The organism is Legionella feeleii (assembly GCF_001467625.1).
Lineage (GTDB): Bacteria > Pseudomonadota > Gammaproteobacteria > Legionellales > Legionellaceae > Tatlockia > Tatlockia feeleii.
This window is the reverse complement of the sequence record NZ_LNYB01000012.1, coordinates 23,231-36,528: the sequence shown is the minus strand read 5'-3', so window position 1 is coordinate 36,528 and position 13,298 is coordinate 23,231. Positions and strand designations below refer to the sequence as shown.

Here is a 13,298-nt window from a genome sequence, read left to right as displayed (position 1 = left end):
CGCCGCTGGAATGCTCGATTTATACGTTACAATAGAGACTAATATTATAGTTGCACGATGAAAAAGGATAATAATCCTCATGAGTAACCCACGTCTTATTATTGGTATTAGTGGCTCATCCGGTATTATTTACGGTATTCGCTTACTGCAAGTCTTAAAAAATTTTCCTATTGAAACCCACCTGATAGTGAGTAAAGCCGCTCAACTAACCCGTGCTTGCGAAACCAGTTTAACAATGGAAGAGCTTAAAAATTTGGCTGATATTTATCATCCTGCTAATGATATCAGTGCTTCTATCGCGAGTGGATCCTATAAAACAAAAGGCATGATTATCGCCCCCTGCTCCATGAAAACACTCGGCGAAATAGCTCATGGTATTACAGGGACTTTGCTTACCCGCGCAGCCGATGTCGTTCTTAAAGAGCGCCGCCGTTTGGTTTTAATGCCGAGAGAAACGCCCTTGCATCTGGGACATCTGCAAAACATGGTCACCATTACACAAATGGGAGGGATTATTTGCCCACCTGTCCCCGCCTTTTATACTCAGCCACAAACGATCGATGATTTGATTAATCATACCGTCGGCAGAATTTTGGATTTGTTCGATATCGATAGTGGCTTGGTAAAACGTTGGCAAGAATAATCGCTAGCAACCTACAATAAAAAACTGTTACTAGAGCCGTTCTTGCCTCCCTAATTAAAAACAATTATTTTTTCGGGGAGAACCTGTCTCTGTAGAAGGAGAAAGATGGCCATGAACCTTTATGCCTCGGGTCGTCGAATCAATGGGCGAAAAATGATGAGTATCGTCACCATAAGTTTCACCGCCAGTAGTAGGAGCCATCTCACCATTGCCTGATTGTCTCTTTTCCAACCCCCCCTCCTGCATATTACGATGGCTACTGGTTATTAAATGCTCCGACAGTTCGGGCTGCAACAAATGATCCAAACCATTATAAATAGTAACGACTGTATTAAAGAGAATACTGGCAACCACATTCATGCTGAACACAAGGGCCGTTATCGTAAGAACAGCCGCTGGGAGAGGCATAGGTCCTATAAATGCTAAAGGCGTGGTATCAAATAAAGTAAACCCGGCAATTGCCAGAATGAATGGTGGATAAAGAAAGCTAACCGTAGCAATTGCTATAGCAAATGCCGTTGCAATCAGAAGGGCGAAAGTCATCGCCCAATGTTCACTGAGTAATTTCCGTAAATCTCTATTCTTTTCACTGCTATAACCGTCGCCTAAATTAATATCGTCAGGGCGAAAAAAATGGTCCATCGCGTTGTATATCGCAACCACTATATTAAAGAACGTACTAAGAATCAGATTGATGCTAAAAACAAGAGCGGACAAAGTAGTAATGGCGGCAGGAAGTGGCATTAACCCAATAAAGGCCAAGGGCATAGCATCCGATATGGTGAACCCTGCGACTGCTAGTATAATTCCGGGATGAAGAAAAATTATTGTTCCCGTCGCAAGTGCAAGCGATGTTGCAATAAAAAGAGCTGATGCCGCAGCCCAATGCATCCTTGAAAACTCCAAAACAGTCATGTCTTTCTCCTTGTTTTAGTAACCGAGGCGAATCATAACAGGCGGTTAACTAAAAACGAACTGGAAATGTACAACCGTTGTCATAACGTAAAGCAAATGGCTCTAAAACGAACCTATTTCATAGAATGCCCAACCTCTACACGGAATCCATATCCTGGTTCCATATGAGAAATTATTTTTAATATCGAACACGCTGGGGAATACTTTAAAGATACAATGTTGGATCGGCAACTCCAGCAGCCTCGAAGCCTTGTCGGCGGTAGGTACAGCTATCACAGCGCCCGCAAGCATGGCCACTCTCAGTTGCTTGATAACAAGATACGGTCAATGCATAATCCACGCCTAAATGCTTGCCCGCTAAAATGGTTTCTGCCTTACTCAAATGTTGTAAAGGCGTATGTAATTTAACCCCTTCACCTTCCAAGCCAGCCTTGGTTGCCAAATTAGCCATGTGCTCAAAAGCTGCAATATACTCCGGACGGCAATCTGGATAGCCAGAATAATCAACCGCACTGACACCAATAAAAATGTCACGCGCACCAATTACTTCCGCAAAACCGAGTGCAATGGATAAAAATACCGTATTACGTGCAGGGACATAAGTGACTGGAATCAGTCCATCTCCTTTATAATCAGGTACAGACAGTGTTTCATCGGTTAAGGCCGAACCGCCGAATTGACCCAGATCGAGTGTCACGACACGGTGTTCTACTACTGAGAAATGAGCAGCAACGCGCCGTGCTGCCGATAATTCCACGGAATGCCTTTGGCCGTATGCAAAGCTAAGTGCATAACAGGCAAATCCTTGCGCTTTCGCCATCGCCAAACAGGTCGTAGAGTCAAGGCCTCCTGATAATAGAACAACTGCTTTTTTCATTTTTCACTCATTTTATGAAAGGAATAATTTTACACTCTGGTTATTTGACTGCCAACCACCCCTGTTTTTAGTGACAATTATAATTATTTTGGTTACAATTACGTCTCTGGTTTCTTTTTTTTAACAAAATCGCAGCTGATTTCATAATTAATTTATCAATTGTGTAAATTTATTCCTTGCATGCTTGTTCCATAAACAGAGATTATGTTATAAAAAAAGAACATGTTGCACTATTTCAGTGGTGTTCCTTGTGCACTAACTTTTTACTGTTGAGGTGATATTATGCCTACAAGCGTTCCTTTTGTAAAAATAGCCTTGCTTTCGCTTAAGGACCGCGGACATATTATTTTAAATAATTTACTGCTCATTCCCTCGCTTATAAAAAGAATAATCACACGTAGTATGCGTGCTCGCTCTTCATAGCGAGCTTTTTCCCGCCATTGCTGATTACAGCAAATGAGCACTCTCTAAGTAAATTTTTAAATTATTGCTTTGAAACCAGGAAATTATTTATGCCTCCATCTCATCTAAATCAGCTTAAAGACAGCTTTTTTAATAAAAAACCTAAAGTACCAGAAGCCTTTGACTTTAAGGCTGCTGATTTTAACCTAAATCAGCTGGATGCAGAATTTTCATCTTTATATCAGTTATTCATTTCTAATAAAAAGCGCTGGGAAAATGAGCGGAATAACGAGATAGTAAGCTGTATGGAAGCGCTTTGTGATTTAATGATCGTCTATTATCAATGCAACTATGATGAGGCTACGCTTAATGATCTGCAGAAGAAGAAAGCAGAGATAGTTGCTTTTAAAACACCAAGTGTCTCTTCCAAATCTAAAGACGGTAAAAAAGCAGTTCCGCTTTCTTCTTTTATCAGAAATAAAGTATCTGATACTGTGTCTGATTATAAAGCGAGCTTAACTGATTCAGCCAAGTTCCGTGATAACATCTCTAATTTAAATAACAATCGTATTTATTGGATTTACTGTCATGGCATGATCAACAACGCCATTGTTCTTTTGCAAAAAAGTGGTATCCCTGCTTACTTAAAAAGAGTAAACGCAACATTGGGACACCATTACAGTATGGATGACTTTGTCAAAGCGCTCGATAAGCCACAGCAGGTCTTATACGTGTTGAGTGTCGGTATTTATGCATTTCGCTTTATAATTAACCTGGTCACAGTAACAAAACGCGTTATGGATGCCGAATCAGGAAATGTGTTATCAGGCAAAAAAGTTTTAAAACAAGAACTGGAAAAATCTGGCTTTTCCATGCTCAATGATAGCGTTTGGGGCACGGTCAACTTGCTAACCAATTACAATAAGCTTTTCCATATTTCGGTCGCCGCAGCGGATAAAATAACCGTAGCCTTTTTAGTTTTCGATGTAGCCCTCATCATGGCAAGCTGGCTGTTTGAAAAAGCCAAATATAATCATCGTATTGCAGAATTAGAGAAGCAAACTACTGAGTTGCCTAAATCAGAACAACAATTAGCCGTTATTAACCGGCAGATTGATATCTTAAATGACGAATGGGCAGCTCAAACGTCTTATTATGCTTTTAACGTCGCAGCAGCAAGCGCTGTCGTCGCTGGCTTTGGGGCAACCTTGATTTTTACCGGAGGGCTTTCTCTGGCTTATCTAGCTGCTTTAAGCATGCTGGGAACTGCCATGTATGTGTCCGCAGATGACTACAAGACCTATAAACAATCGACCATAGCCGTTCAGCGCGAATTGGTCAATGGTAAACTGGCCGATGATACAATACATCAGGAATTACTTATCCAATTAAAGAAGGAAAGCAGTGACGCCTATTCCAATTTTTGGAAAGGGTTATTCTACAATACAACCGGACCGGCATTCTTTATCACTGCAGCAGCGGTTTCCTGGCCATTAGCTCTTTTAATGACTGCCGCTTATCTATTTTACCAAATAGATAATGCTCATAAAGAAAGTATGGCAGAGAATAACTCAGCACCAGAGACCCCGGGCATTTACCGTTTGATAGGTTAACAAACAAGCATAGACATTAATAATTTGTTCCTTGCAAGGACGCTTCAAGAATCAACTTTTTTATTCATGCTACTTAGAGGTTGGGTATGCTAATAAAAAAATGTATAATTGCTGATTTGTTGCGCAATAGTTTCCTTAAATGAATCTTGAAAAACATTACGACGTTATTGTTGTCGGCGGTGGCCATGCCGGTACTGAAGCAGCACTTGCAGCAGCCCGTCTAGGTGCTCAAACGCTGCTACTTACTCATAACATGGATATGCTTGGGCAAATGTCTTGCAATCCTGCTATCGGCGGTATTGGTAAAGGCCATCTGGTAAAAGAAATTGATGCACTTGATGGTGCCATGGCTTTAGCTGCCGATAAGGCAGGTATCCAGTTCCGTATCCTCAATGCGTCTAAAGGGCCGGCCGTGCGAGCCACTCGAGCACAAGCAGATCGTGTGCTTTATCGGCAAGCAATTCGTCAACAATTACAAAATCAAGTTAATTTAACGTTGTTTCAACAGGCCGTTGATGATTTGCTGGTTGAAGGGGAACATGTCAAAGGCGTCGTCACCCAGATGGGTTTAGTTTTGCGAGCCCATGCTGTCGTTTTAACTGTTGGTACTTTTTTGGGCGGCAAAATCCATGTGGGAATGAGTCAATATGCTGGTGGGCGCGCTGGTGATCCACCTGCTATTGCCCTGGCAAAACGCTTACGTGAATTAGAATTGCCTGTCGGCCGCTTGAAAACCGGAACCCCCCCCCGTATTGATGGGCGCTCGCTTGATTATGCGCAAATGTCGGTTCAACCTGGTGATACGCCTGTACCAGTATTCTCCTATCTCGGGACTACGGCACTACATCCACAGCAACTGCCCTGCTACATAACACACACAACTGCTGCTACTCATGAAATTATTCAAGCCAATCTGCATCAATCACCTATGTATGCTGGTGTCATTGAGGGTATTGGTCCTCGCTATTGTCCTTCAATTGAAGACAAAGTAGTTCGCTTTGCCGATAAAACATCCCACCAGATTTTTGTTGAGCCCGAGGGATTAACCACAGACGAAATATACCCCAATGGCATCTCAACCAGTTTACCTTTCGAAGTACAAGTTCAATTTGTTCGCACTATCAAGGGCTTTGAAAATGCTCATATTACTCGCCCTGGTTATGCCATTGAATACGATTATTTTGATCCACGTGGTCTAACACCTTACCTACAGACCAAACCGCTTTCCAATCTGTTTTTTGCTGGTCAAATCAATGGTACTACTGGCTATGAAGAGGCGGCAGCGCAAGGTTTGATTGCCGGCATGAATGCAGCCTTACAAACGCAGGAAAAGACCTTATGGTGCCCTCGCCGCGATGAAGCCTACATAGGGGTCCTCATTGATGATTTGATTACCTGCGGGACCCAGGAACCCTACCGGATGTTTACCTCCAGAGCAGAATATCGCCTGCTTTTACGTGAGGATAATGCCGACCTTCGCCTCACAGAAAAAGGCCGCGAACTGGGATTAGTAGGCGATGAACGCTGGCAAGCCTTTTGTAAGAAACGGGAAGCGATAGAGCAGGCACAAACCCAACTGAAAGACACCTGGATCCGGGTTGCACATAATGAAGATTTCGCTGCAATAATTGAAAACCCGCTGCAACAGGATTGCCGTGCGGCAGATCTCCTTAAACGACCGGAAATCAACTATAAGGATTTGCAAGCAGTTACTCATTTGGGTTTACCAGAGTTAGCGACTGATATTGCTGAACAAGTAGAAATTCAAAGTAAATACGCAGGTTATATAGAGCGGCAGCTCCTGGATATTGAGCGTTTACGCAAGCATGAGAACACGCAGCTACCGGAAAACCTGGACTATACGGCTGTTCCTGGTTTATCGACCGAAGTCATCCAGAAATTAAGCCGTATCAAACCAAGAACGATGGCCCAGGCAGGACGCATTTCAGGTGTGACACCGGCAGCCTTATCCTTGTTGTTAATTTATCTCAAAAAGCATCGAGAACCGGCATGAGTATCTCACCTGAGCTGGCTTTAACTCTCAATAAGGGTCTGAAAGAACTTGGCATAACAACAGAAGCTGAACCACTGTTGCACTATTTATCATTACTAAACAAATGGAATCGTAGTTATAATTTAACTGCGATTAGAGATATGGATGTCATGGTTACCCGTCACCTGCTTGACAGCTTGGCTATCGCACCATGGATTCGTGGCAAGCGTTTACTTGATGTTGGTACCGGAGCCGGTTTACCTGGTATACCGCTGGCACTTATACAACCTGCCTTACACGTGGTTTTACTAGACAGTAATGGCAAAAAAATACGCTTCCTGCAAGAAGTAAAGCGCGCTCTGACAATAGACAATATTGAAATCGTGCAAACTCGTGTAGAAAACTACCACCCATCACTCGGTTTTGATACAGTAACAAGTCGGGCCTTCAGTGATCTGGCGCAAATGTTAAAATGGACTAACCATCTTGTTGAGACAGATGGTATCTGGCTTGCCATGAAAGGACGCTATCCTGAAACCGAACTGGCGAGCATCAACCTACCCTATCAAGTCCAGTCCTATACAGTACCCGGCCTGGATGGTAAGCGTTGCTGCGTCATTATTGAAAATGCAATCAAGGAATAACCATGGCAAAAGTCATAGCCATTGCCAATCAGAAAGGGGGCGTGGGCAAAACCACGACAGCAATTAATCTAGCAACGTCTATCGCTGCGAATCGTCAACAGGTTTTACTCGTTGATTTAGATCCCCAAGGTAATGCAACGATGGGGTCAGGCGTTGATAAAAGCACTCTGGTGCATACTGCGAATGATGTTTTACTGCGTGATTGTCTCGCCGAGCAGGCTTGTTTAACCACAGCCTGTGGTTTTGATTTAATACCGGCTAATGGCGATTTGACTGTTGCTGAAGTTAGTTTGATGGAAAGAAACCATCGTGAAACCTTCCTGTTTAAGGCATTACAATCCATACAAAGCGCCTATGACTTTATCCTAATCGACTGCCCTCCTGCATTAAATACGCTCACTATCAACGCATTAGTGGCCGCCGATTCAGTGTTAATTCCGATGCAATGTGAATATTATGCGCTAGAAGGTTTAGCTGCCCTGGTGTCAACTATTGAGCAAATTAAGGCCTCGGTAAACCCCCGCCTGCACATTGAAGGTGTTCTACGCACTATGTACGATGCACGCAATCGCTTGTGCTCTGACGTCTCAAAACAGCTATTGGAACATTTTCATAATAAAGTATACCGAACGGTAGTTCCACGGAACGTACGTCTTGCTGAAGCACCCAGTCATGGTTTGCCAGCGCTACACTACGACAAATCATCACCGGGCGCAGCCGCTTATATGGTATTAGCTGCTGAAGTCATTAGTAAGCAACCCGTAGCCGGTTAATCGAGGTAATTATGACAACAAAACGCAGTGGTTTAGGACGTAATTTATCTGCATTACTAGGTAATTCTGCGGTAAATGTGCTTAATGAAAAAGCAACAACTGAGCGATTAAACCTGGCCATAGATAGCTTGCAACCCGGTAAATATCAACCTCGAGCAGAAATCGAGGAGGCACCTCTGGCTGAACTGGCTGCATCAATCAAGCAACAAGGCTTGCTACAGCCATTGGTAGTTCGAGAAATTGCCAATGGACGTTATGAAATCATAGCCGGTGAACGGCGTTGGCGTGCCTGCCAATTAATCGGTTTTACTGAAGTTCCTGTCGTCTTGCGCCAGGTTGATGACGAAACTGCTATGGCTATCGCTTTAGTGGAAAATTTGCAGCGCGAAGATCTCAACGCCATGGATCAAGCTCGCGCCATGCATCGCCTTACTGATGAATTTGATTTAACCCATCAGCAAGTTGCCGACCTATTAGGCAAATCGCGTACGGCGGTTAGTAACTACCTGCGCTTATTGGGTTTGAACACGGAAGTAAAACAATTTTTGGAGCATGGTGATTTGGATATGGGGCATGCGCGAGCCTTACTTATGCTCAGTGATGAGCAACAAAGTCAGGTTGCACAATTAATAGTTGCTAAAAATTTGTCAGTGAGGGAAACAGAAAAACTAGTCGCGCGGGTCAAAAATGGTAAACCTGAAACTGGCGTGAAAGGAGAAATTACCCCGCTAATCCAGGAGCAGATTGAGACACTTACCCAGCAATTGAAAACTCAAGTTAAAATCAAACCAGGCAAAGCGGGTAAAGGAACCATAATCATCCATTACGATACCTTACAAAATTTGCAAACTGTTATTAAGCAATTAATCAATTAGGTACTCAAGTTTTTATCTTATCTGCCGATATTAAGTCATATGGCGGAGAAGTACTATGCAAATCCAACCTGTGCAACCAGTTGCCGTCAAGTTAAAATGCGGGCACGCCCAGGCATCTTGTTGGTTGATTGAGCTCGGGGAAAGTGAAATGCAATTGACTAGTACTGATTACCTTGATAAAGAAAGTCCTGTCGTTTTTAACGCCGATTTTTTTCGTGGTGAAGCGATCATTACTAATATCAGCTTTCATCGCTACCGTTTTACTTACACGTTAACAATTAATTTTATCCAATTTCAACCTGGCTTACTGATCAACACAAAGCTGTAATGAACTTCTTGCGCATACAGGCATGTTTGCTTAAGAGCCATCATCAAAAGTTAAGTTAAGTTAGCACTGGTGACAACCGCCACCTTTGGCGCTGGACATTCATGACTAGCATCATATTCATAGTGGGCGAATAGATCCTCGTCGACTAATGCGGTTTCCTTTATACCCTCATCAAAAGGAACATCCATCCTCTTTACAGTCCACGCCCCGTGGGTGTAACTGGTATACTTGCCAAGCCTCCGATTTGAAACCGGACAGGCTTTCGTCTCGGGACAAGCATCCTCCGATGTTCTAATTCCTGCTTTTTTTAATGCTTCTTCCAGTTCGGAGATCATGGCAACCCATTTTACTTCATCATACTCCGGATTAGCATTACAATAAATCACCACTTCCCTACCGACCATCTTTTTGTCTTGACTCTTATGTAAGTGTTCTGCTTGCGTTTGCGACATCATTTTGAATGTACCTAGATTGAATTTGTTGGCAAAAGTGGCAATGATTGGAAATGCCCTCTCGAGATCCTCCTTATGAATAGCCAAGTTAAGTTTCCAATCAAACTCATCGATTTGTGGGACTACTGGCTTGCAACGCTCATAAGCGATCCACTGAGTGAGTTCCGCGAAAGAATCACTAAAATGAAACCTTTCTAGTCTAAAATTAAAATCTTGGTATTCCACTGTATGATAACGTCGTAAAGAGGTATAATTTCGATCACGAGGAGGATTTCGATAATAATCGACCACTACTTGTTCAAGCGTATCTGCCTTTTGCTCAACGATTTTCGTTTGTTCAGAGGATTGTGTATTAAATAAATCGAAAGCCTTGCCGACTATTCTAAAAAAAGTATAACTAACCCCACCCTGGCTAACAGGGCTTTGAGGAGTCTCTACCATCGTTTTATTTGTTACTGAAGACTTTGTCTTAAGAGAGGAAGGTCGGCCTTTACCTATAAGTAATCCCTGAAGTGTTTTATTTTCACCCAAGAAGCCGCTGTAGACAGAGTCACTTACCTTCGATTTAAGCTTATTGTTAAAATCACTATCCTTGTCGTCATAAGGTTCTGTTTTGATTAAGTCCAAATAAGCAGTTTGCAATATCCTTAGGTCAGATAATTGCTGAGGACTGTAATGTTTACCCATCTTATCCGTGTATAGCTCTTGTGCATTAATAACAGTAGCGAAAGCGACATCCAAGAGTTTTAGTTTCATGAAAAGATTGCCACATTTATTGAGCTTTTTCAGAATGTTCTCAATCGTCATTGACTCCTGTTTCTTGCTACCCAGTAAAGGATATAGAACATACTGCGCAGGAATATGGTCTTCTTCAATGCTCTGGTAACCACAATTGTCTGAATTTAACAGCTCTATGTATGCCATCGATATCTGCTGAAGATAAGCAACTTCTAACTTTTTATTTGCTAAATTAGCTGACACGACATAATCACTCAATGACAGCAAGAATTTAATTTTATTATTGGTAGTGACTGCCGTTTCTTCCTCGCCAGTATAATTTTTTTCAGTGTCACTTAACCTGCTCAGTATCTCTTGCGCTGAAAGTGATTCCTGCCGATCAATTCTTTTACTAAAAGGGTTGGGGATGCTAGAGGGGCATTCACGGCACACTAAGTGTACGGCAAATAACATGTCCTCAGACCAGGACTTCGCAATGATCTGGTTCATTGCTTTTAAATTTCTAGCGACAACCTCTAATTCATCGCTAAATAAACGGGGATGGTGATTGATAATGCTTAAAGCCTTCCATTTATCTACCGCAAAAAGCTCCGCTAATAAAATAACATATGCCTCTTTTAAGACAGACTGAGCTTGGAGTTTCTGTTGTTCTTCGGAAGTATAGGGGGTGTGATTCACCAGTGACGTTAGAAAATTTAGCTGCTTAAAAGACATGATCTCGGTAATGGGTTTACTGTTTTCGCCCTCAGACAAAGAGAAACGCTTATGAGGCTCCTCCTCATCTTGCTCTCTCGACTCAAATTCACCCCAGTCTGCTTCTTGCAGTTTTTTAAAAGCACTTTCAGTAAAGGGAATCGGAACTATAGGAGATTTTTCATTTTTCTTATTAATGTAATAAAGTGCTTTTCCATTGTCTAAGAGTACATAGGCTTCGTCAGCATGAACAGATTTTAGGAGCGTTTCATTATCCAATGATGAAGCCGCTAAAATGAAACTTACTCGTTTTTCACTGACTTCCAAACTTTTTAGTTGTTCGTCGATTAATGCAAGTTTTTTGCTGCCATCGTAAAGTGATTCCCCTGATGTGCCTCGATACTGATTCTCTAATCCTTCCAATTTGCGTATAACATCATTCGCATCAACGTTTTTAGAATTATGGAAGAGTGCAACAAGAGGGTTTTTTATTTCTAAATCGGAAACATTATAATAATGGGCTTTCTTATAAAAACGAACGACATCATCCATTTTAAAGCACCTTACAAATACCCTTTGCAAAGGCTCGACATTCAAATCAGTTCTTCTATTTGCCCATAGCTCCAACCTATAATGCAACGGTGAGCTTTCATTTCTATCATCAAAGTATTCTTGGATCTCCTCAAATGATTTCTGGGAAAGAAGATAAAGGTATTCATTCCTCAGTAATAAAAGCGACTTAAATTGCATTAAGGAAATCTTATCCAGAGGATCGTTCCATAGATACTTGGAAATTCCTGCCCTTTTAGTAATTGAGATAAATAATTTTTCGATATACTGAACTTTTTCATCCCAGGTTAGTGAATCATTTTTACTAATTTCTTGGTGAAAGTTCACTTCTTCACCTTTATCTATCTTGGCTAATAATGGCAAATCTTGTACGTATTTCGAATAAGCCTTCTCCAATATCACTTTACCTGCGGCTGCTGCATGCTCTCTGATATTTTCTCGCCGCCGATTGATGTACTTGGTTGACTCACGCTTGCTTTCTTCATAGTGGTATTTTTGTTTATGCATTGTTACGAAAGTAGCCGGATCGAGATCGAAATCTTTGGACTCTTTTAACGCTTTTTCCATGGCTTGATGAGACTGACTCATGGCGATAATTTTAGTGGGCATATCGCTGATTCTCACCCAACTTATTTTGTCTAATACGTCAAGTTGGACATGCCGTGCTTTCATCATCATTGCACCACCTTGAGGTATCTTAACTGCTCGGGTCTTGCCAATGTCTTTATCTTCTTCGTACTGTTCAGGCAGATAATCAAAAGCGTGTGCATATTTGCCAAATTCATTCAGAGCTGCAAGAGTATAAATTGCACAATTATAACTATCTTTCTGTATATCGGAGACACAGGATTTAAACTCAAAATCCAACCCCATGCTAGACAGCTTTTTGTAGAGTAAGTCAACTGTCTCCAGGTGTCTCGGATCACTTGCTGACTCGAAGCAAAAAATTTTAAGTTTACCATCCTCATCTCGTTCAACATCAAAGCCTATGGCGTGCTCTTCGTTTAAATGATAATAGAAAAATTGCTTACGCTCTCCTTTGCCAAGTCCAGCAATGCCTTTCACAAGCTTTCTGAGAGTGGAGTCAGAAGCATATTCAGCACAGCTAATGGGAACAATATCCAGTGAGCGGGCCAGAAATTCATTACGGCGATTTTTAGCCTTGATAAATGGAGCTATCTCTTGTCGTGTAATTTTTTGTCCATCTCTAAGTCTTAGTAACGTTCGTTCTAGCTCACCACTTAATGGCAGATAATCCGTTGTTGTGAAATCTTCGGTAATGTACTTGGGCAAGGTTTGCTTTATTTTTTGCTGTTCGAGGTAGCGTTCTAACACTTCGTTAACTTGTTTCGCAATCTCTACGCTGGGAGCGTGGACATTTACGTCCCCCCTTTGCATCAGAGTTTTTCTTAATTGATACCTGACAAACGAATGGAATTGCAACCAATAGGCAAGATTTTCAACCTTGCCTTGCTCAATTAGATCAACCAATTCATCTTTGAATCCGCCAGTGACAAGGGGTAACTTCTTGTAACTACTTATGATTAGCTCAGCAAGCTGGCTGGAAGATAATTTTGAAGCAGGCATACTTATATCCTATTAAAAAAGGAAACCCCTATTATAAAAATAGTTTAAATATTGAACATACTAAAGCGAAACAGCATTGTTTACTCTTGCCGTCCTCTTCTGAGGGAAGATATGTTGATAGTCTCAATTTTTGAAGGGGATGGGGCTATTGTCAATGATAACCTCACAACCAGCGTCCTTAACAAGCTCTAATGT

General features: G+C 41.8%; 10 protein-coding genes. 7 read left to right on the top strand and 3 right to left on the bottom strand.

Annotated elements, in window-relative coordinates:
- Positions 1-79: 79 nt before the first annotated feature.
- Positions 80-643, top strand: coding sequence for a UbiX family flavin prenyltransferase (locus Lfee_RS01515; protein WP_058443523.1), 564 nt, complete (start codon positions 80-82; stop codon positions 641-643).
- A 54-nt stretch (positions 644-697) separates the two neighbouring features.
- Here Lfee_RS01515 and Lfee_RS01510 read toward each other — a convergent pair whose 3' ends face one another.
- Both Lfee_RS01510 and queC read right to left on the bottom strand, forming a co-directional pair.
- Positions 698-1,558, bottom strand: a complete 861-nt coding sequence (locus tag Lfee_RS01510; protein ID WP_058443522.1) for a hypothetical protein — start codon at positions 1,556-1,558, stop codon at positions 698-700.
- Between the two features lie 205 nt (positions 1,559-1,763).
- Positions 1,764-2,435 (bottom strand): 7-cyano-7-deazaguanine synthase QueC, encoded by a 672-nt coding sequence (gene queC, locus Lfee_RS01505; protein WP_058443521.1) that lies wholly within the window; start codon positions 2,433-2,435, stop codon positions 1,764-1,766.
- A 512-nt stretch (positions 2,436-2,947) separates the two neighbouring features.
- On the opposite strand from queC, the gene Lfee_RS01500 reads away from it, so the two are divergent.
- The 6 genes from Lfee_RS01500 (at position 2,948) to Lfee_RS01475 (ending at position 9,063) form a co-directional block, all read left to right on the top strand.
- Positions 2,948-4,450, top strand: coding sequence for a hypothetical protein (locus tag Lfee_RS01500; RefSeq protein WP_058443520.1), 1,503 nt, complete (start codon positions 2,948-2,950; stop codon positions 4,448-4,450).
- 139 nt (positions 4,451-4,589) lie between these two features.
- Positions 4,590-6,464 (top strand): tRNA uridine-5-carboxymethylaminomethyl(34) synthesis enzyme MnmG, encoded by a 1,875-nt coding sequence (mnmG, locus tag Lfee_RS01495; protein ID WP_058443519.1) that lies wholly within the window; start codon positions 4,590-4,592, stop codon positions 6,462-6,464.
- Positions 6,461-7,087, top strand: coding sequence for a 16S rRNA (guanine(527)-N(7))-methyltransferase RsmG (gene rsmG / locus Lfee_RS01490; RefSeq protein WP_058443518.1), 627 nt, complete (start codon positions 6,461-6,463; stop codon positions 7,085-7,087). Before mnmG ends, rsmG begins: the two co-directional genes overlap by 4 nt.
- A gap of 2 nt (positions 7,088-7,089) precedes the next feature.
- Positions 7,090-7,860, top strand: coding sequence for a ParA family protein (locus Lfee_RS01485; RefSeq protein WP_058443517.1), 771 nt, complete (start codon positions 7,090-7,092; stop codon positions 7,858-7,860).
- Positions 7,861-7,871: 11 nt separating this feature from the next.
- The gene (locus tag Lfee_RS01480) at positions 7,872-8,735 is read left to right on the top strand and encodes a ParB/RepB/Spo0J family partition protein (protein ID WP_058443516.1); all 864 of its coding nucleotides are present in this window, start codon (positions 7,872-7,874) and stop codon (positions 8,733-8,735) included.
- 55 nt (positions 8,736-8,790) lie between these two features.
- On the top strand, positions 8,791-9,063 hold the full coding sequence (locus tag Lfee_RS01475) for a hypothetical protein (protein ID WP_058443515.1): 273 nt from the start codon (positions 8,791-8,793) through the stop codon (positions 9,061-9,063).
- 50 nt (positions 9,064-9,113) lie between these two features.
- Here the strand turns inward: Lfee_RS01475 and Lfee_RS01470 are convergent, their stop codons facing one another.
- The gene (locus tag Lfee_RS01470) at positions 9,114-13,103 is read right to left on the bottom strand and encodes a YopJ family acetyltransferase (RefSeq protein ID WP_058443514.1); all 3,990 of its coding nucleotides are present in this window, start codon (positions 13,101-13,103) and stop codon (positions 9,114-9,116) included.
- Between the last annotated feature and the right edge of the window lie 195 nt (positions 13,104-13,298).